This is a genomic window from Microbacterium sp. MMO-10 (assembly GCF_037148715.1).
GTDB lineage: Bacteria > Actinomycetota > Actinomycetes > Actinomycetales > Microbacteriaceae > Microbacterium.
Genome location: NZ_JBBCSV010000001.1, coordinates 149,201 through 168,058, shown reverse-complemented (window position 1 = coordinate 168,058; position 18,858 = coordinate 149,201). Strand labels below are relative to the sequence as shown.

General features: G+C 72.0%; 16 protein-coding genes. 12 read left to right on the top strand and 4 right to left on the bottom strand.

The window, feature by feature from the left end; genetic code table 11:
• Positions 1-10: 10 nt before the first annotated feature.
• A complete protein-coding gene (locus tag WFJ17_RS00685) occupies positions 11-1,057 on the bottom strand; it encodes a LacI family DNA-binding transcriptional regulator (RefSeq protein WP_336647387.1) in 1,047 nt (348 codons plus the stop codon).
• Between the two features lie 79 nt (positions 1,058-1,136).
• Between WFJ17_RS00685 and WFJ17_RS00680 the strand changes: the two genes are divergently transcribed.
• The 12 genes from WFJ17_RS00680 (at position 1,137) to WFJ17_RS00625 (ending at position 17,312) form a co-directional block, all read left to right on the top strand.
• Entirely contained in the window at positions 1,137-2,390 is a 1,254-nt protein-coding gene (locus WFJ17_RS00680) for an FAD-binding protein (protein WP_251442560.1), read from the top strand.
• Positions 2,391-2,699: 309 nt separating this feature from the next.
• The gene (locus WFJ17_RS00675) at positions 2,700-3,821 is read left to right on the top strand and encodes a LacI family DNA-binding transcriptional regulator (protein WP_336647386.1); all 1,122 of its coding nucleotides are present in this window, start codon (positions 2,700-2,702) and stop codon (positions 3,819-3,821) included.
• A gap of 199 nt (positions 3,822-4,020) precedes the next feature.
• Positions 4,021-4,971: a hypothetical protein gene (locus tag WFJ17_RS00670; protein ID WP_336647385.1), complete on the top strand. Its 951-nt coding sequence runs from the start codon at positions 4,021-4,023 to the stop codon at positions 4,969-4,971.
• Between the two features lie 662 nt (positions 4,972-5,633).
• The gene (locus tag WFJ17_RS00665; protein WP_336647384.1) at positions 5,634-6,356 is read left to right on the top strand and encodes an L-ribulose-5-phosphate 4-epimerase; all 723 of its coding nucleotides are present in this window, start codon (positions 5,634-5,636) and stop codon (positions 6,354-6,356) included.
• 109 nt (positions 6,357-6,465) lie between these two features.
• On the top strand, positions 6,466-8,052 hold the full coding sequence (locus WFJ17_RS00660; protein WP_336647383.1) for a xylulokinase: 1,587 nt from the start codon (positions 6,466-6,468) through the stop codon (positions 8,050-8,052).
• An 82-nt stretch (positions 8,053-8,134) separates the two neighbouring features.
• Complete coding sequence (gene araA, locus WFJ17_RS00655) at positions 8,135-9,658, top strand: L-arabinose isomerase (RefSeq protein ID WP_336647382.1); 1,524 nt, start codon at positions 8,135-8,137, stop codon at positions 9,656-9,658.
• A gap of 312 nt (positions 9,659-9,970) precedes the next feature.
• The gene (locus WFJ17_RS00650; protein WP_336647381.1) at positions 9,971-11,764 is read left to right on the top strand and encodes a hypothetical protein; all 1,794 of its coding nucleotides are present in this window, start codon (positions 9,971-9,973) and stop codon (positions 11,762-11,764) included.
• A gap of 321 nt (positions 11,765-12,085) precedes the next feature.
• Positions 12,086-13,600 carry a CoA-acylating methylmalonate-semialdehyde dehydrogenase gene (locus tag WFJ17_RS00645; RefSeq protein WP_336647380.1) on the top strand — a complete coding sequence of 505 codons (1,515 nt, stop codon included), beginning with the start codon at positions 12,086-12,088 and terminating at the stop codon, positions 13,598-13,600.
• Between the two features lie 38 nt (positions 13,601-13,638).
• Positions 13,639-14,847 carry an acyl-CoA dehydrogenase family protein gene (locus WFJ17_RS00640; RefSeq protein ID WP_251442537.1) on the top strand — a complete coding sequence of 403 codons (1,209 nt, stop codon included), beginning with the start codon at positions 13,639-13,641 and terminating at the stop codon, positions 14,845-14,847.
• On the top strand, positions 14,844-15,728 hold the full coding sequence (gene mmsB / locus WFJ17_RS00635; RefSeq protein WP_251442534.1) for a 3-hydroxyisobutyrate dehydrogenase: 885 nt from the start codon (positions 14,844-14,846) through the stop codon (positions 15,726-15,728). Before WFJ17_RS00640 ends, mmsB begins: the two co-directional genes overlap by 4 nt.
• A gap of 265 nt (positions 15,729-15,993) precedes the next feature.
• A complete protein-coding gene (locus WFJ17_RS00630) occupies positions 15,994-16,770 on the top strand; it encodes an enoyl-CoA hydratase-related protein (RefSeq protein WP_336647379.1) in 777 nt (258 codons plus the stop codon).
• The gene (locus WFJ17_RS00625; protein ID WP_251442528.1) at positions 16,767-17,312 is read left to right on the top strand and encodes a putative immunity protein; all 546 of its coding nucleotides are present in this window, start codon (positions 16,767-16,769) and stop codon (positions 17,310-17,312) included. Before WFJ17_RS00630 ends, WFJ17_RS00625 begins: the two co-directional genes overlap by 4 nt.
• Positions 17,313-17,346: 34 nt before the next feature.
• Here the strand turns inward: WFJ17_RS00625 and WFJ17_RS00620 are convergent, their stop codons facing one another.
• Genes WFJ17_RS00620 through WFJ17_RS00610 form a run of 3 tightly spaced genes read right to left on the bottom strand, consistent with a single transcriptional unit; the run spans position 17,347 to position 18,805 of the window.
• Positions 17,347-17,787 (bottom strand): YdeI/OmpD-associated family protein, encoded by a 441-nt coding sequence (locus tag WFJ17_RS00620; RefSeq protein ID WP_251442525.1) that lies wholly within the window; start codon positions 17,785-17,787, stop codon positions 17,347-17,349.
• Positions 17,784-18,269, bottom strand: coding sequence for an SRPBCC family protein (locus WFJ17_RS00615; RefSeq protein WP_336647378.1), 486 nt, complete (start codon positions 18,267-18,269; stop codon positions 17,784-17,786). Before WFJ17_RS00615 ends, WFJ17_RS00620 begins: the two co-directional genes overlap by 4 nt.
• Entirely contained in the window at positions 18,269-18,805 is a 537-nt protein-coding gene (locus WFJ17_RS00610; protein WP_251442518.1) for a MarR family winged helix-turn-helix transcriptional regulator, read from the bottom strand. The genes WFJ17_RS00615 and WFJ17_RS00610 overlap by 1 nt, the downstream gene beginning before the upstream one ends.
• Positions 18,806-18,858: the final 53 nt, after the last annotated feature.

Here is an 18,858-nt window from a genome sequence, read left to right as displayed (position 1 = left end):
CGGTGACGGGTCAGTGCTCGGGCGTCCAGCCGCGCGGGGCGGCGGCGGTGCTGTCGCGGACGATGAGCCGGTGCGGCACGGTGATCGTGCGCGGGGTCCCGGTCGGATCCGCGATCCGCTCGGCGAGCAGGTCGACGGCGGAGGAGGCGAAGGCGGCGCGATCGATCCGCACGGTCGACAGCGCCGGCTCGGTGAAGCGGGAGAGCTCGACGTCGTCGAACCCCGTCACCAGGACGTCGTCGGGTACGCGGATCCCGCGGCTGTGCAGCACGTGCAGGGCGCCGGCGGCGAGGGAGTCGGTGAAGCCGAGCACGGCGTCGAACGGCGTGCCGCGGGAGAGCAGCTCGACGGTCGCCTCCGCGCCCCCGGAGATGGTCCAGTCGGCGTGGTTGACGGTGAGGCGGGGGTTCGCGGGAAGGCCCGCCTCGGCCAGCGCCTGGCGCACGCCCTGCAGCCGGAGCCGGCTGGTCGCCGTCGCGATCGCGTGCTGGTCGTCGCCGCCGACGACCGCGATCCGCCGGGCGCCGCGTTCGATCACGTGCCGCGTCATCGCGGCGGCGCCCGCCACGCTGTCGATCCCGACGTGGTCGGCGAGCTGCTGCTCGACCTCGCCGATCAGGACGACGGGCAGCTGCCGGTCCTGGTCGGTGAGCGCGCTGTCCTCGAGGCGGATGGGGTTCAGGATCAGGCCGTCGACGAGGTGCGCGCGGGCGCGGGAGAGCAGTTCGCGCTCGCGGCGCGGCTCGGATCCGGTCTGCTCGACCTGGACGGCGAAGCCCTTCAGTCGGGCGGCCTGGACGATATGGTCGAGCAGCTCGGCGGAGAACGAGGTCGCGAGATAGGGGAGCGCGAGGGCGATCACTCCGGAGCGGCCGTTGCGCAGACTGCGCGCGCTCAGGTTGGGCACGAAGTCGAGCTTGCGCATCGCGTCCTCGACGCGGGCGCGCGTGTCCTCGCGCACGAAGACGGTGCCGGTGACCACGTTCGACACGGTCTTCGCGGAGACGCCGGCCAGCGACGCGACGTCGCGCATCGTCGCCCGCGTGCTCCCTGCCATGCGCTCAGCCTAAGCCCGCCCATCGGATCCGGGATCCGCACCGGCTTCTATCGATGTAACGACGCTCTATGATGTGGCGATGAGCATCGGGACGAACTGGGCCGGCAACCTCGCCTACCGCGCGGCGGCGATCGGGCGACCGCGCACCCGCGAGGAGCTGCACGACGTCCTCTCCTCGTCCGGGCCGCTGCGCCCGCTCGGCTCCCGCCACAGCTTCACCGCGATCGCCGACACCACGGGCACGCTCATCGACCTCTCCGCGATGCCCCGCGGGATCGAGCAGGTCGCGCCCGATGCGGTGCGCGTTCCGGCAGGCGTGCGCTACGGCGACCTCGGCGCGGAGCTGCAGCGGCGGGGCCTGGCCCTCGCGAACCTCGCCTCGCTGCCGCACATCTCCGTCGCCGGCGCCGTGTCCACGGGGACGCACGGGTCGGGCGACGCGATCGGCTCCCTCGCCAGCGCGGTGCGGGCGCTCACCCTCGCGGGTCCGGATGGCGAGCGCACCCTGCGCCGCGGGGACGCGGACTTCGACGGGGCGGTCGTGTCGCTCGGCGCGCTCGGGGTGATCGTCGAGCTCGAGCTCGACGTGGAGCCGGCGTACGACGTGGCGCAGACGGTGCACGAGGGGCCCGCGTGGGATGCGGTGCTCGCCGAGTTCGACCGGGTCACCGCGCTCGGCACCAGCGTCAGCATCTTCAGCCGCTGGACCGGTCGCGATCGCGCCGACCAGCTCTGGATCAAGAACCGGGTCGGCGGCGTCGCCGCGGACGAGGCCCTGCTGGCCCGCCTCGGAACCACGCCGGCCGTCGAGCAGCGGCACCCCATCCTGGGGGTCTCGGCCGAGGCCTGCACCCCGCAGCTCGGCGAACCAGGGCCCTGGCACGAGCGGCTGCCGCATTTCCAGCTGGGCTTCACCCCTTCGGCAGGGGAGGAGCTGCAGAGCGAGTACCTCGTGCCGCGACGCGACGCGGTGCGCGCGATCGAGGCGGTGCGCGCGCTCGCCGACCGGATCGCGCCGCTGCTGCTCGTGAACGAGATCCGCACGGTCGCCGCCGACGACCTCTGGCTGAGCTCCTCGTACGGCGAGGGCGCCGTCGGGATCCACTTCACCTGGCGCCGGGACCAGCCCGCGGTCGAGGCGCTGCTGCCGGTGATCGAGGCCGCGCTGCCCGACACCGCGCGCCCGCACTGGGGCAAGCTGTCCGTGCTCGATCCGGCCGAGATCCGCCGCCGCACTCCGCGCTGGGGGGACTTCGCCGCGCTCGCGGACCAGATGGATCCGGTCGGCCGGTTCCGGAACGCGTACCTGGAGCGGCTCGGGCTGGGGCGCTGACCGACTCCCGGTGCGGTCCCGCGCCCGGCCCCGTGCGGCCCCGTGCGCCGCCTGGTCCTGCCTGGCCCCGTCGTGATCGTTCAGGTCGCACTATCTGCTGTTCCGCGGGCCCTGTTGGAGCCGAAATCGCGACCTGAGCTCATGGATCGCGACCTGAACGCCCGGATTGCGACCTGGATGGGTCGTGCGAGTGGCAGGAGTTCCGGCGCCGGTCTTGGACCGGCGGACGGAAAGGACGGTGGAGGGATCCGGGCTCCGCGTGCCGGCGCCGTCGCCGGTGGACGACGCCGTCCCCGTACACTCGCAGGCGTGAGTCAGTCGAAGCCGCAGCGCGCCGTCGGGGTGCGGGACGTCGCCGCGCTCGCAGGCGTCTCCCGGCAGACCGTGTCCCGCGTGCTGAACGATCATCCCGACGTCGCGCCCGACACCCGTGCCCGTGTGGTGTCGGCGATGGAGGAGCTCGGCTACCGGATGAACAACGCGGCGCGGGCCCTCGGCACCCATCGCACGCGCACGATCGGCGTCCTCGCCTCGGACGCGCTGCAGTACGGGCCCTCCCGCAGCATGGCGGCGATCGAGGCATCGGCGCGCGAGGCCGGATACTGGATCACCGCGGCGTTCGCGGACTCCGGCGACGAGGCTTCCGTCGGCCAGGCGATCGAGCACCTGCGCGCGCAGGCCGTGGACGGGCTGATCGTGTTCGCGCCGCATGCGCGCACGCTCGATGTGCTCGACGCCCTGCGCATCGGGATCCCGACCGTGATCCTGCACGCCGCCGAGCGCGCGGACTTCTCGGTCGATCAGAGGGCGGGTGCGCGCCTCGCCGTGGCGACGCTCGCCGATGCCGGCCATCAGCGGATCGCACATCTCGCCGGGCCCGCCGACTGGCTCGAGGCCGAAGGGCGAGCGACCGGCTTCGCCCAGGAGCTCGCCGCGCGCGGCCTGCCCGCCGGCCCGGTCTTCTCGGGCGACTGGAGTCCGCGCTCGGGTCACGAGGCCGCGGCGGAGGTGATCGCCTCCGGCGCGACCGCGGTGTTCGCCGCGAACGACCAGATGGCGCTCGGGCTGATCGGCGGTCTGCGCGCGGCCGGGGTGGATGTCCCGGAGCAGATCAGCATCGTGGGCTTCGACGACGTGCCGGAGGCGGCGTACGCCTGGCCGCCGCTCACGACCGTGCGGCAAGACTTCGAGGAGCTCGCCCGGCGGGCCGTCGCGCGCGTCATCGCGCTGAGCGGATCCGGCGCGACCACGTCGGATCCGGTCGCGGTTGCGTCGTCGGGATCGTCGGGATCGTCGGGATCGTCGGGATCGTCGGGATCGTCGGGATCGTCGGATCCGGTCGCGGTTGCGTCGGTTGCGTCGGTTGCGTCGTCGGATCCGATCGCACCCGTGCTCGTCGTGCGCGACTCGGTGGTCCCGCCCGCGGGCTGACCCTGCGATTCGCAGCACGCGCAGCCCGTTCAGGTCGCAGTTTCCGCTCTCTCCGGCATGCTCATGCCGCCGAAAGTGCGACCTGGGCGACAGGAATGCGACCTGAGGCGCCCGACGCGCGAGCGCCACCCGTCCTCTTGCGCGAGGCGGCCTGTGGATAACCTCCGACGCCGAGTGTCGATGCTGGCACGGTGGGGGAGTGCCCCGCCCCCGACGTCTCTCCGATGCGCTCGGCTCCTCGTTCGCCGTCCGCGACGCTCAGGCCCTCGGCGTGAGCGCGGGGCGCCTGCGCGGATCCGACCTGCTTCGCCCCTACTCGGGTCTGCGCACCCGCCGCTCCGGCTCCACGCCGGAACGGGACGAGGATCCTTTCGCCGCGCAGCGACGGATCCGCGTCGAGCATGCGCTCGCCTACGCGCCGAGGCTGCGCCCCGGTCAGTACTTCAGCCATGAGACGGCCGCGGCGCTCTGGGGCGGACCGCTGCCGATCGCCCGTGAGGACGCCACCGTCGGCGTGCACGTGAGCACCCTCGGTGACGGTCCGCTCGTGCGGGCCGCGGGCGTCGTGCGCCATCGTGGGGACCCGCGGCTCGTCCGCGTGCGGACCGATCTCGGCCTCCCTGTCGCATCGCCCGCCTCGACGTGGACGCAGATGGGGCACCTGCCGTTCTTCGCGCTGGTGGCTCTCGGCGACCACTTCTGCCGGGCATGGCGACCAGGCGTGGGTCGCCCGCACGTCGGGAAGCCGCAGCTGGCGACCGTCGCCGAACTCCGTGCCAACATCGGTGCGGGGCGTCGGCTCGGCGGACCGATGCTGCGCGAGGCGATCGAATGGATCCGGGAGGACTCCTGGTCGCCGCGGGAGTCCGAGCTGCGCTGCCTGATCCGCGCGGCGGGCTTGCCCGAGCCCCAGCTCAACGTCGATCTGTTCGACGGTGCGGGCTTCCTGGGCTGCGTCGACCTGGTCTACCCTGCGCGGAAGGTGGCGATCGAGTACCTGGGCCGGGTGCACGCGAACAGCTGGGGAGCCGACGTGGAGCGGCTGGCACGACTTCGCGCGGCGGGGTGGACCGTGATCGAGGTCACGGCGGAGCTCCTCGCGGATCCGGCTGAGCTGCTCGGCCGCATCCGGCGCGCGCTCGGCCTCTGACTGCGCGCTCTGCGACGGATCCACGGCGCGGATCCACGGCCCCGGATCGCGGCCCGGATCGCGCGCCGAGCGCGTACCGAGCGCGTACCGAGCGCGCGTGCGATGGCGTCCCGCCACGATCGCGTACCGATCACGTGTGCGATCGCGTTCCGCCACGATCACGTACCGAGCGCGCGGGCGATGGGGTCCCCTCCCGGATCGCGTGCCGAGCGCGTACCGAGCGCGCGTGCGTTGGCGTTCCGCCGCTTCGGGTCGCACTTCCCTCGTTCGGGTCGCAGTTTCTGCGGCTTGTGGGATCCAGATGGAGCCGAAAGTGCGACCTGAACGGGGCCGGAAAAGGGAAAGGGGTCCTGAACGGGGGTCCGGAACGGGGAGGGGGCTTGAACGGGGCCCGGAACCGGGGGTCCGGAACCGGGATAGCGCCGAATGGGGCCGGAACGGGGGAGGGGTCCGGAACCGGGCGGCCGGAACGGGGAGAGCGCCGAACGGGGGTCCGGAACCGGGGGAGCTTCCGGAACGGGGCGGGGGGAGTGCGTCCGGGAGCGTGCCGGGTGACGCCGCGTCGGCGTCGCGTCGGCGCCCCCTTGACGGGACGGAGAGTGTGATGACACACTCTCCGTGACCGGTCACAGTTCTGACCGGAGCGTCCCGAGAGGATCCGGATGACCCCCTTCGCTTCCGAGATCGCGCAGGCGATCGACGGCGTCCGCGCGGACGTGGCGCGGCTGCACGCCGAGCTCGTGCGCTACGGCCTCGTGGTCTGGACCGGGGGGAACGTGTCGGGCCGGATCCGGCTCTCCGAGGACGGCAGCGGGGATCTGTTCGTGATCAAGCCCTCCGGCATCGGCTACGACGACCTCGCACCCGAGAACATGATCCTCTGCGATCTCGACGGCGCGGTCATCCCCGGGAGCGTCGGCAGCGACCGCGCCCCGTCCAGCGACACCGCCGCGCACGCCTACGTCTACCGGAACATGCCCGAGGTCGGCGGCGTCGTGCACACGCACTCCGACTACGCCGTGGCCTGGGCGGCGCGCGGCGAGGAGATCCCCTGCGTGATCACGGCGATGGCCGACGAGTTCGGCGGTCCGATCCCGGTCGGCCCGTTCGCGGTGATCGGCGACGACTCGATCGGCCGGGGGATCGTCCAGACCCTGCGCGGGCATCGCAGCCGTGCCGTGCTCATGCAGAACCACGGCCCGTTCACGATCGGCGCGGACGCCGCGGACGCCGTCAAGGCCGCCGTCATGGTGGAGGACGCGGCCCGCACGGTGCACCTCGCCCGCGAGGCGGGGCCGCTCATCCCGATCCCGCAGGAGGCGATCGACCGCCTCTACGACCGGTACCAGCACGTGTACGGCCAGAGCACGGACGCCCGCCGATGAGTGCTCACGTCGCCGGTTCCCGGTCCGCTCCCGTCGCAGAAAGTGCCGGAACCAGGGCGGGGAAACGGCAGAGATCGCGATGGGAGCACGAAGGAGCGAGGGATCCACGATGAACTCGGCGCGCGACGACATCCTCGCGGGGCGGACGAGCCTGGGCATCGAGCTCGGCTCCACGCGCATCAAGGCGTGCCTGATCGGATCCGATCCGTCCGCCGTGCTCGCGACCGGATCCTCCTCCTGGGAGAACCGGCTCGAGGGCGGGCTGTGGACCTACGGCCTGGATGAGGTCTGGGCCGGGATCCGGGAGGCCTATGCCGTCCTGGTCGCCGACGCACAGGAGCGCTACGGCGTGCGGCCGGCGACGTTCGGCGCGATCGGGATCTCCGCCATGATGCACGGCTACCTCGTCTTCGACGAGGACGGCGCCCTGCTCGTGCCGTTCCGCACCTGGCGCAACACGAACACGGGGCTCGCGGCGGCGGAGCTCACCGATCTGCTCGGCGTGAACATCCCGCTGCGCTGGTCGATCGCGCACCTGCACCAGGCCCTGGTCGACGGCGAGGCGCACGTGCCGCGGATCGCGAGCCTGACCACCCTCGGCGGCTACGTGCACGAACGGCTCACGGGCCGGCGGGTCATCGGCATCGGAGACGCCTCGGGGATGTTCCCGATCGACTCGGCGACTGGCGACTACGATGCGGCCCTGCTCGCCGCGTACGAGGCGCTCGCCGCGGGCCGGCTTCCCGCGCCGCTGAGCGTCCTGCTCCCTGAGGTGCTCCTCGCGGGCGCCGAGGCGGGGACGCTCACCGCCGAGGGTGCGCTGCTGCTGGATCCGTCCGGATCCCTCGCGGCCGGCATCCCGCTCTGCCCGCCCGAGGGCGATGCCGGCACCGGCATGGTGGCGACCAACGCCGTCGCCCCGCGCTCGGGCAACGTCTCCGCAGGCACGAGCATCTTCGCGATGGTGGTGCTCGAGCGGCCGCTCTGCGGTCTGCATCGCGAGCTCGACCTCGTGACGACCCCGGCGGGCGACGCCGTCGCCATGGTGCACTGCAACAACGGCGCGAGCGAGCTCGCGGCCTGGGCGGGGCTGTTCATCCGCTTCGCGGCCGCCGCAGGGAGCCCGGTCGGCGACGACACCGCCTTCGAGGCGCTGTTCCACGAGGCGCTCGCCGGCGAGGCCGACGCCGGCGGACTGCTCGCCTACAACCACCTCGCGGGAGAGCCCGTCGCCGGTCTCGCCGAGGGGCGCCCGCTCATCGTGCGTACCCCGGACAGCGCCTTCACCCTGGCGAACTTCATGCGCGCGCAGCTCTACGGGGTGTTCGGCGCACTCGCCCTCGGCATGCAGGTTCTGGCCGCGGAGGGCGTGCAGCTCGACCGGATGTATGCCCACGGCGGCATGTTCCGCACCGCGGGCATCGCGCAGCGCTTCCTCGCTGGTGCCCTGGACGCGCCTGTCGCCGTGGGGGAGGCGGCGTCCGAGGGCGGGGCGTGGGGGATCGCGGTGCTCGCGTCCTACCTCGCGCACGCCGGCGAGGAGAGCCTCGGCGACTACCTCGACCGACAGGTGTTCGCCTCGGCGGCCGTCGCCGTCGTGGATCCGGATCCTGTCGATGTCGCCGGATTCTCGGCCTACCTCGACCGCTACCGGACGGGCCTCGCCATCGAGGCCGCCGCCGTCGCCGCACTCTGAACGCTCCGCATCACCGGGACCCGTGATCCGCAACACGCCGATCGCGGGTCCGCCCGACCGCCCCTCCGAACGGAAGAACCCGATGACCCGCACTTCGCTCACCACCTCGCTCGACGACTACGAGGTCTGGTTCCTCACCGGCAGTCAGCACCTCTACGGTCCCGAGACGCTCGCGCAGGTCGCCGACCAGTCGCAGCGGATCGCGCGGATCCTCGACGAGTCGGCAGGGGTGCCGGTGCGGATCGTCGGAAAGCCGGTGCTCACCGACGCTGCCGCCATCCGGCGCACGGTGCTCGAGGCCAACGCCGACGACCGCGTCATCGGCCTGATCGCGTGGATGCACACCTTCAGCCCGGCCAAGATGTGGATCGCGGGGCTCGACGCCCTGCAGAAGCCGCTCGCGCATCTGCACACGCAGGCGAACGTCGAGCTGCCCTGGGCCGACATCGACTTCGACTTCATGAACCTGAACCAGGCCGCGCACGGCGACCGTGAGTTCGGCTACATCCAGACGCGGCTCGGCGTCCCGCGCAAGACCGTCGTCGGCCACGCGTCCGATCCGCGGGTGCAGTGGGAGCTGGGGACCTGGCAGCGGGCCGCCGCGGGCCTGGCGGCATCCCGGTCGATGAAGCTCGCCCGCTTCGGCGACAACATGCGCTTCGTCGCGGTCACCGAGGGCGACAAGACGGAGGCAGAGCTGCGCTTCGGGGTGCAGGTGAACACCTGGAGCGTGAACGAGCTCGCCGCCGCCGTGGCGGCGGCCTCGGCGGCGGATGTCGACGCACTGGTGGACGAGTACGAGGAGCTGTACGACGTCGTCCCCGAGCTGCGCAAGAGAGGCGAGCGGCACATGTCCCTGCGCGACGGCGCGGCGATCGAGCTGGGACTGCGCTCGTTCCTGGAGGAGGGCGGCTTCGGCGCCTTCACCACCTCGTTCGAGGATCTCGGCGCACTGAAGCAGCTGCCGGGCCTCGCCGTGCAGCGCCTCATGGCCGAGGGCTACGGCTTCGGCGCCGAGGGCGACTGGAAGACCGCCCTGCTCGTGCGCATCGCCAACGTCATGGGTGCGGGGCTGCCCGGAGGCGCGAGCCTCATGGAGGACTACACCTACGACCTGACCCCCGGCGACGAGCTCATCCTCGGTGCGCACATGCTCGAGGTGTCGCCGTCGCTGACCACGCGGAAGCCGACGCTGGAGATCCACCCGCTCGGCATCGGCGGCAAGGACGATCCGGTGCGCCTGGTCTTCACCGCGGATCCCGGATCCGCCGTCGTCGTCGCCCTCAGCGACCTGCGCGACCGGTTCCGCCTCACCGCGAACGTCGTGGAGAACGTCGCGCCCCGGGCCGCCCTGCCGAAGCTGCCGGTCGGCCGCGCGGTGTGGAAGCCGCAGCCCGACTTCGCGACCTCCGCGGCCGCATGGCTGACGGCCGGCGCCGCGCACCACACGGTGATGTCGACCGCGGTCGGCGTCGACGTGTTCCGCGACTTCGCCGAGATGGCCGACGTCGAGCTGCTGGTGATCGACGACAGCACGACCCTGGCGGAGTTCCAGAAGCAGGTGCGCTGGAACCAGGCGTACTACCGGCTCGCGCAGGGGCTGTAGACCTGCCGCCTGCCCCGCCGCACGCATCTCCGCCGTTCCGGTTGTCGCGCGTCTCCTTCGTTCGGGGCAATTCCTTCGTTCGGGTCGCAGATCCTTCGTTCCGGTCGCAATTCCTTCGTTCGGGTCGCAATCCTTTCGTTCGGGTCGCAATTCCTTCGTTCCGGTCGCAAAAGATGTCGCCCAGAGCGGGCGTCAACGACATCTTCTGCGACCGGAACGGATCCGGATCCGTGGCGCAGACGTCGGGCCTCGGCGGTGGCGCGGGCAGTTCTGCCCATCGAACTGGATCGGACCGCTCGCTAGTCTGAAACCATGGCAACGGACGGGGAATCGCCGCAGGGCGGGCACGAACTCGATTTCGGATCCGGGAAGCAGGGTCGGACGACCCCGCCGCCCGCGACTCCGCCGGCAGCGACGGCGGGGAGCCAGGCTCCGGGCGACGTCCCTCCGCCCGCTTCGGACGCTGCGCCTGCTTCGGATGCTGCGCCCGCTTCGGACGCCGCGCTCGCTTCGGGCGACGCCGCGCTCGCTTCGGGCGACGCCGCGCTCGCTTCGGGCGACGCCCCGGCCGCTTCGGGCGACGCTGCTCCGGGGGCGCCTTCGCCCACCGCCCCGCCCGCACACCCGGAGCCCGGGTCACAGCCTGCACAACCGGAGCCGGCGGCCGAGCCCGCGACGCTCTCCACGCCCTCGGGCGGGGAGGCCGCGTCCGAGCAGACGACCGAGGCGTATCCCACCGAGGCGTTCCCGCCTCCGGGGACGTATCCCGCACCGGCCGTCCCGGGCGCGCAGGCACCGGGGCAGCCGACGCCGGGGCAGCCGTATCCGCAGACCGCTCCGGGCAGCGCCGGTCCAGCCGACGGCGCTCAGCCCTACCCGGGGCAGCCGGGCCAGGGCCAGCCGTACCCGGGGCAGCCGGGCCAGCCCTACGGGGCGCAGCCGGGCCAGCCGTACGCGGGTCAGCCGGGGCAGCCGGCACAGCCGGGCCAGCCGTACCCGGGTCAGCCGGGTCAGCCCTACGGGGCGCAGCCAGGTCCGTCCTACCCAGGGCAGCCGGGCCAGCCGTATCCGGGGCAGCCCTACGGGGCGCAGCCCGGCCAGCCCTACGCCGCCCAGGCCGGAGGGCAGCCGCCGAAGAAGACCTCGAAGGGCCTGATCTGGGGACTGATCGGCGGCGGGGTCGCCGTGCTGATCGTCCTGATCCTGATCGTGGCGCTGCTCGTGGTCCCCGCGATCACACGCTCCTCAGTCACGGCGGCCGACTCGGTCAAGGCGTATCTGACGGCCGTCTCGAAGGGCGATGCGAAGACGGCGCTCGGCTATCTCGAGGGCGTCCCCGACAAGAAGCTGCTCACCGACGAGGTGCTGAAGGCCTCCGACAAGCTCGGCGGCGTCAGCCACATCTCGGTGGCGAAGGGCAGCGAGAGCAAGTACTCGGGCTCGGTCCGGGCGACCTTCGAGGTCGGCGACCGCTCGGTGTCGACCGCGTACGAGGTGTACAAGGTCAAGGACACCTGGAAGATCGCGAACGGCGTCACGCCCATCTCGCTCGACGCCCTGCGGGGCCTCGACGCGACCTTCAACGGGGTCTCCGCCGACGGCATCACGGACGCGTACGTCTTCCCGGGCTCCTATGAGATCGAGCTGAACTCGAAGTACTTCTCGATCGACGGCGACTCGACGTTCACGATCGCGTCCTCGGACGACGCCTCGGAGCTCTACGACGTGTCGACGAAGCTCAACGACGCCGGAGTCTCCGAGTTCCGTTCCCTCGTGCGCAGCGCCGTCGAGTCCTGCGTGGCGCTGAAGACGCTGTCCACGCCGTGCGGCATGGACATCACCGGGATCGACCTGTCCGGGGCGACCGCGGTGGAGGGCACGGTCACCCGCACGCTCACGGCGGACGGCAGCGCGGCGCTCGACACGCTCGAGCCGGAGAGCAACGGATCCTCGCCGACGGTCGTGTCGGCGTACGACTCGATCCCGGTCGACATGAGCCTGCAGGGCAGCGACGGCCAGACCTACACGGTCACGTTCGGCGGGTATCTGGACACTCCGACCGTGGACTTCGGCAAGGCGGACCCGCAGGTCACCTGGGAGCGCTGAGCGACCGACCCCGCGAACGAGAGGACCCCCGCCGACCCGATTCGGCGGGGGTCCTGCGGTTTCGCCCCTCGAGAGACCTCGGGGGCCGACCGCCGGGGGCCCGAGCGAGAAAGCCGGGCGGATCCCCTCGCGCGGGGAAGACGAGCACCCGATCCGGTCAGCGTCTGCGGCCCGCGCAGCTCCGTTTCTACGTGCTGAAGGTGGCCGGCAGGTGAACGCGCCGACAGATGTCGATGAATTACATGGGATCCATCGTAAGTAGTTGGGAGGCCATGTATTCTGGATCCTGCATCGACGACGATGCGGAACCAGGAGCACACGATGGTCCGCGACATCAGCCACTTCATCGGAGGATCCGAGATCCCCGGCAGCCCGGAGTCGAACGGGGGACGCTGGGGGGAGGTCTTCGATCCGTCGACCGGCGCGGTCCAAGCCCGCGTACCGCTCGCGAGCGCGCATGAGGTGCGCGCGGCGATCGCCGACGCGGAGGCCGCGCAGCCGGGATGGGCGGCGACCAACGCCCAGAAGCGCGCGCGGGTGCTCATGCGCTTCCTCGAGCTGCTGCGCGACGAGACCGATGAGCTGGCGGCGCTCCTGTCGAGCGAGCACGGCAAGACGCTCGACGACGCGAAGGGCGACATCCAGCGCGGCGTCGAGGTGATCGAGTTCTGCATCGGCGCCCCGCACCTGCTCAAGGGGGAGTACTCCACGGCCGTCGGCACGGGCATCGACGTGTATTCGCTGCGCCAGCCCCTCGGCGTGGTCGCCGGCATCACCCCGTTCAACTTCCCCGCGATGATCCCGCTCTGGCAGATGGGCCCGGCGATCGCCGCGGGCAACGCGTTCATCCTCAAGCCCAGCGAGCGCGACCCCTCGGTCCCCGTGCGGATCGCCGAGCTGTTCCTGAAGGCGGGTCTGCCCGCCGGGATCCTCAACGTCGTCCACGGCGACAAGGAGGCCGTCGACGTGCTGCTCACCGACGAGCGCGTGCGCGCGATCGGCTTCGTCGGATCCACCCCGATCGCCGAGTACATCTACTCGACGGCCAACGCGCACGGCAAGCGCGCGCAGTGCTTCGGCGGGGCGAAGAACCATCTCGTCGTCATGCCGGACGCCGACCTCGACCAGGCGGCGGATGCGCTCATCGGCGCCGGCTACGGCTCGGCGGGGGAGCGCTGCATGGCGATCTCCGTCGCGGTGCCGGTGGGGGAGGCGACCGCCGACGCCCTCACCGCGAAGCTCGTGGAGCGGATCGCGAGCCTGAAGGTGGGGCCGTCGCTCGAGCCGGGGATGGACTACGGTCCGCTCGTCAACGCCGCCGCCGTCGACCGCGTGACCGGCTACATCCAGCAGGGGATCGACGCCGGCGCCGAGCTCGTCGTGGACGGGCGCGGGTTCGTCGTCCCCGGCCACGAGGAGGGCTTCTACCTCGGCCCCACCCTGTTCGACCGGGTGGCCACCGACATGTCGATCTACCGCGAGGAGATCTTCGGACCCGTGCTCGTCGTCGCCCGTGCGGCGGACTACGAAGAGGCGCTGCGGATGGCCTCCGAGCACGAGTTCGGCAACGGCGTGGGGATCTTCACCCGCGACGGCGACGCGGCGCGCGACTTCGTCGCCCGCGTGAACGTCGGCATGGTCGGCGTGAACGTGCCGATCCCGGTGCCGATCGCGTACTTCACCTTCGGGGGGTGGAAGCGCAGCGGGTTCGGCGACCTGAACCAGCACGGCGCCGACGCCTTCCGCTTCTACACGAAGACCAAGACGGTCACCTCGCGGTGGCCTGCCGCAGGCGTCCGCGAAGGCGCCAGCTTCGTCATCCCCACGATGCACTGACCCGGCCGCACCCCGCCGAAACGCCAGAAGGACACGACATGACCACCGTCGCCACCCCGATCACGATGACCAGCGAGGAGCGCGCCGCCATCCTCGGCGCCGTGCGCGAGTTCGCCGAGACCGAGCTCGCCCCGTTCGCCGCCGAGCGCGACGAGAAGCACCTGTTCCCGCGCGACACCCTGATGCGCGCCGGCGAGCTGGGACTCGGCGGGATCTACGTGCGTGAGGAGTCCGGAGGGACCGGGCTCGAGCGCGTCGACACCGTCGCGATCTTCGAGGAGCTCGCGAAGGGCGATCCGACCATCGCCGCCTACATCTCCATCCACAACATGGTCGTCTGGATGATCGACACCTACGGCACCGAGGCGCAGCTCGCGCGCTGGATGCCCGAGATCACCACGATGGAGGGCCTGGGCAGCTACTGCCTCACCGAGCCCGGGGTCGGATCCGACGCCGCGGCGCTCGCGACGAGTGCGACCCGCGACGGCGATGACTTCCTCCTGACCGGGGTGAAGCAGTTCATCTCGGGCGCCGGCGAGGCCGCGGTCTACATCGTGATGGCGCGGACGGGTGCGGCCGGCGCGCGCGGCATCTCGGCCTTCCTCGTGCCCGGCGACGCCGCCGGGCTCAGCTTCGGTGCCCTGGAGAAGAAGATGGGCTGGCACGCCCAGCCCACCCGTCAGGTGATCCTGGACGGCGTGCGGGTCCCCGCGACGAGCATGCTCGGCTCCGAGGGGCAGGGTTTCGCGATCGCGATGAGCGCGCTCAACGGCGGCCGGCTCAACATCGCGGCGTGCTCGATCGGCGGCGCCCAGTGGGCCCTCGACCGCGCCGTGCAGTACGTGCACGAGCGGGAGGCGTTCGGCGAGCCGCTCGCCGAGAAGCAGTCGATCCTGTTCGCGGTCGCCGACATGCGCACCGACCTGCAGGCCGCGCGGCTTATGGTGCGCGACGGCGCGCAGGCCGTCGACGAGAAGGCGCCGGACGCCACGATGCGCTGCGCGATGGCGAAGCGCTTCGCGACCGACGCCGGCTTCGACGTCGCCAACCGGGCCCTTCAGCTGCACGGCGGGTACGGGTACCTTCAGGACTACGGGATCGAGAAGGTCGTCCGCGATCTGCGGGTGCATCAGATCCTGGAAGGGACGAACGAGATCATGAGACTCATCGTCGGACGCGAGATGCTGCGCCCCTCCGGATCCCAGACCCAGCAGCGCGGCGGAGACCAGATGCGGAGCGCATCATGACCCGCGTCGCCTTCCTGGGTCTCGGGCACATGGGCCTTCCCATGGCCCTCAACCTCATCAAGGCCGGGCACGAGGTGCGCGGCTTCGACGTGGTGCCTGCCGCCGTCGATGCCGCCTCGGCGGCCGGCGTGCCGGTCGTGCAGTTCGGCGTGGACGCGGTCGCGGGCGCCGAGGTCGTCATCACGATGTTCCCAGCCGGCAAGCACGTGATCGCCGCCTATCAGGACGAGCTGCTGGGCGCCGCGGATCCCGGCACGCTGTTCATCGAGAGCTCGACGATCGCGGTCGACGAGGCGCGCACCGCGCACGCCCTCGCGGTCGAGGCAGGGCACCGCAACGTCGACGCCCCCGTCTCGGGCGGCGTGGTGGGCGCCGAGAACGGCACGCTCGCGTTCATGGTGGGCGGATCCGACGAGGACTACGCCGCGGCGCTGCCTTTGCTGGAGGTCATGGGCAAGCGGATCGTGCACTGCGGCGGGCCCGGCCTCGGTCAGGCCGCCAAGGTCTGCAACAACATGGTCCTCGGCATCTCGCAGATCGCCGTGGCGGAGGCGTTCGTGCTCGGCGAGCGGCTGGGGCTGGAGCATCAAGCGCTGTTCGACGTGGTGTCGCAGGCGTCGGGCCAGTGCTGGGCGATCACGACGAACTGCCCCGTGCCGGGACCGGTGCCGACGAGCCCCGCGAACCGCGACTACCAGCCGGGCTTCGCCGGCGCGCTCATGGCGAAGGATCTGGGTCTCGCGCTGCAGGCGATCGAGGGCACCGGGACCGAGGCGCGGATGGGACGACTGGCGCAGGAGATCTACGCCGCGTTCGCCGCCGGCTCGGGAGCCGGGCGCGACTTCTCCGGCATCATCACCGACATCCGCGACGCGTCCTGACCGCCCCCGCGGCGGGAGCCCGATCCGCCTCGATCCCCTCGATCCCTTCGATCCCTTCGATCCCCTCGATCTTCCGCGAGACCGAACCTGCGTCCCGAGACCGTGGGTTGTTCCGTCGGTCTCGTGCGCGAGGTTCGGTCTCGCGGAGAAGAGAGGGTGGACGGGAGCGGGCGGGAGCGGGCGGGCCGGAGAGGGAGCGGACACCCCCCGTTCACCGGCATCGGGGATACTGGAAGTGCCACGAAGGCGCGGCGAAGGGAACGACATGGCCGAAGACGAGACGATCCTCACGGAGCAGCGCGGACGGGTCGGCTGGATCACCCTGAACCGACCGCACGCCCTGAACGCCCTGGACTCCCAGGTCGCTGAGGAGGTCACCGCCGCAGCCACCGCCTTCGACGCGGACGCGGGCATCGGCGCGATCGTGGTCACCGGGTCGGAGAAGGCGTTCGCCGCCGGCGCGGACATCAAGGAGATGGAGTCGATGTCGGCCGCCGAGATGGTGGCGACCGACCACTTCGGCGTGTGGCGCGACTTCGCCGCCGTGCGCACCCCCGTCATCGCCGCCGTGTCCGGCTTCGCCCTGGGCGGCGGATGCGAGCTCGCGATGATGTGCGACATCATCCTCGCCGCGGACACGGCGAAGTTCGGCCAGCCCGAGGTGAACCTCGGCGTGATCCCCGGCATGGGCGGCACGCAGCGTCTCATCCGCGCCGTGGGGTACTACAAGGCCGCAGAACTGGTGCTCTCGGGCCGGATCATGGGCGCCGAGGAGGCCGAACGCGCGGGGCTCGTCTCGCGCGTCGTCCCCGCGGCCGACCTGCTCTCCGAAGCGGCGACGCTGGCCGAGTCGATCGCCGCCAAGTCGCTGCCCTCGATCATCGCCGCCAAGGCCGCGCTCGACGCCGCCATGGAGACCCCCCTCGCTGTCGGTCTCGACATCGAGCGCGAGGCCTTCGCGTCCCTGTTCGACACCGTCGATCAGAAGGAGGGCATGGCCGCCTTCCGCGAGAAGCGCCCGCCCCAGTTCGTGAACCGGTGATCGACGTGCCCGACCTCCGCACTCTCGGAAGCCCCTCGGATCCGCGCCGGCCCGCGTCCGCCGGGCGCGACGCCGAGACATCCAACGTCGTGCCCCTGTTCGCCGACGGAGCGCTGCCGGACGTCTCGGACCTGCGCCTGAGCGAAGACGACCGGCGCGAGCTGGTCGGCTGGACCATCGCGTGCGCCGAGCGGCTGCTGCCGCTGTTCCAGGCCGAGCGTCCCGACGACGACCGTCCGCGGGAGGCGCTCGCCGCCGCGGAGGCGTTCCTCCGCGGCGAGCTCGACATCGACGCCGTGCGGGAGAAGGCGTTCGCCTGTCACGAGGCCGCACGCCAGGCGCAGGATCCGAGCGCCGTCGCCGCTGCGCGCGTGTGCGGACAGGCGGTGGCCGTCGCGCACCTCGCGGGGCACAGCCGCCAGGTGCCCCGGCACACGGCCCGGGCTTTCCCCGGCGACCGCTCGCGCCGCGACGAGGAGCTCGCCTGGCAGCGCATGAACATCCCGGCGCGGTTCGACGCCTACGTGTACGAGGGGGACTGACGGCGGATCCTCCCGCGGGAGGATCCGGGGCGCGTCAGCCGCGCAGCTCGTCCAGGGCCTTCGCGATGCGCCGCTCGCGCGTCGCCTCCTGCTTCGCATCCGCGACCGAGACGGCGATCTCCTTGCGGCGCGTGAAGCTCAGCGCCTCGTAGGCCGCCGTCAGGTCTGCGGCGGCGAGGGCGGACGTCAGCTCCGGGGGCACCTCGACCGTGCGCTCGGCGGTGTCGGGCGCGATCACGGCGTCGAACTCGTCGCCGAGATCGATGCCCATCGCCGCCCGATTGGCCTTGCTGAACCCGATGCAGTTCTTCCCGCCCATCCGGCCGAGGCGCAGCCGTGCGGAGTTGGCGCCGATCGTGACGACGACCGGGAACGCCTTTGCGGTGCTGATCTCGGCGACCTGCTCGTCGGTGAGGACGATGGCGCCGGCGGGGCCGAAGGGCTCGAGGACGGTGCGGATCCGCAGTTCGGTCATGCGGGCCAGCCTACGACGCGCTCGCCCGTGCGGCGAGGGCGTCGTTGCTGCTCGATGAGGCGGATGAGATGGCGGCGCATGATGAGGGCGTCGACCAGGCGCCCCAGCGGACCGAACGGCGAGCGGAACTCGATCTCGTCGCGCAGGAGGGTGCGGGACGCTTCGGGCTCGTCAGGGGCCAGGAGCGGCACGAACGTGTGCCGGTGCCGGAACGCGGCGAACGGGCCGTGGAGCTGCCGGTCCGAGAACCTCTGCGGGGCATCGACGTCGAACACGAGCGAGGTCATCCGGGATCGGATCCCGAAATGCCGGGCCGACCACGTCACCGTGTCGCCCTCGGCCATCTGCCCGGAGCGCACGCCGCCGACGATGCGCTCGGCATGCGTCGCCATCGAGTCGACGTGCACGCCGACGTCGAGGGAGAGCGCGAACACCCGCTCGACCGGTGCGGCGATCGTCCGTTCGAGGACGAACGAACCCATCAGAGCGGATCCGGCTGGGGGCGCGGATCGGCGAAGTCGCCGGCCGCCTTGCGCATGCGCGCGACGATCGCGACGAGGTCCGCGGTGTCGTCCGAGGAGATCCCCGGCTCGGCGAAGACCTCGTCGTTGAGCGCCGTCGTGGCGCGCTCGACGAGCTCGCGCCCGGCCTCGGTGAGTTCGAGCAGCGCCGCGCGTCCGTCGTGCGGGTCGCGGTGGCGGGCGATGAGACCGTCGCGGACGAGCCGGTCGGCCGTCCCGGACACGCTGGTCGCGTGCACCTGGAGGCGCGCGACGACGCTGGACAGCGGGAGGGTTCCGGTGCGGCTGAACGCGAGCAGCCGCAGCACCTCGTACCGGGCGAACGACAGGCTGAACGGCCGCAGCGCCGCGTCGACCCGGGCGAGCAGGAGCTGCTGCGCGCGCATGACCGAGGTCACCAGGGACATGCCGTCGGCGGCGTCGGTCCAGCCGTGCGCGAGCCACTGCCGCTTCGCCTCGGCGAGAGGGTCGACGGGCAGCGGATGCGGGCGGGCCATGTCCCTACGTTACCGGGGCGGCCGGCGGATCCCCGGCTTCCGGCGGACCAGGT

Excerpts from the sequence above, each read along its gene's own strand:
- WFJ17_RS00685 (WP_336647387.1), bottom strand. The coding sequence starts at position 1,057 with ATGGCAGGGAGCACGCGGGCGACGATGCGCGACGTCGCGTCGCTGGCC.
- WFJ17_RS00680 (WP_251442560.1), top strand. The coding sequence starts at position 1,137 with ATGAGCATCGGGACGAACTGGGCCGGCAACCTCGCCTACCGCGCGGCG.
- WFJ17_RS00665 (WP_336647384.1), top strand. The coding sequence starts at position 5,634 with ATGACCCCCTTCGCTTCCGAGATCGCGCAGGCGATCGACGGCGTCCGC.
- WFJ17_RS00660 (WP_336647383.1), top strand. The coding sequence starts at position 6,466 with ATGAACTCGGCGCGCGACGACATCCTCGCGGGGCGGACGAGCCTGGGC.
- araA (WP_336647382.1), top strand. The coding sequence starts at position 8,135 with ATGACCCGCACTTCGCTCACCACCTCGCTCGACGACTACGAGGTCTGG.
- WFJ17_RS00650 (WP_336647381.1), top strand. The coding sequence starts at position 9,971 with ATGGCAACGGACGGGGAATCGCCGCAGGGCGGGCACGAACTCGATTTC.
- WFJ17_RS00645 (WP_336647380.1), top strand. The coding sequence starts at position 12,086 with ATGGTCCGCGACATCAGCCACTTCATCGGAGGATCCGAGATCCCCGGC.
- WFJ17_RS00640 (WP_251442537.1), top strand. The coding sequence starts at position 13,639 with ATGACCACCGTCGCCACCCCGATCACGATGACCAGCGAGGAGCGCGCC.
- mmsB (WP_251442534.1), top strand. The coding sequence starts at position 14,844 with ATGACCCGCGTCGCCTTCCTGGGTCTCGGGCACATGGGCCTTCCCATG.
- WFJ17_RS00630 (WP_336647379.1), top strand. The coding sequence starts at position 15,994 with ATGGCCGAAGACGAGACGATCCTCACGGAGCAGCGCGGACGGGTCGGC.
- WFJ17_RS00620 (WP_251442525.1), bottom strand. The coding sequence starts at position 17,787 with ATGACCGAACTGCGGATCCGCACCGTCCTCGAGCCCTTCGGCCCCGCC.
- WFJ17_RS00615 (WP_336647378.1), bottom strand. The coding sequence starts at position 18,269 with ATGGGTTCGTTCGTCCTCGAACGGACGATCGCCGCACCGGTCGAGCGG.
- WFJ17_RS00610 (WP_251442518.1), bottom strand. The coding sequence starts at position 18,805 with ATGGCCCGCCCGCATCCGCTGCCCGTCGACCCTCTCGCCGAGGCGAAG.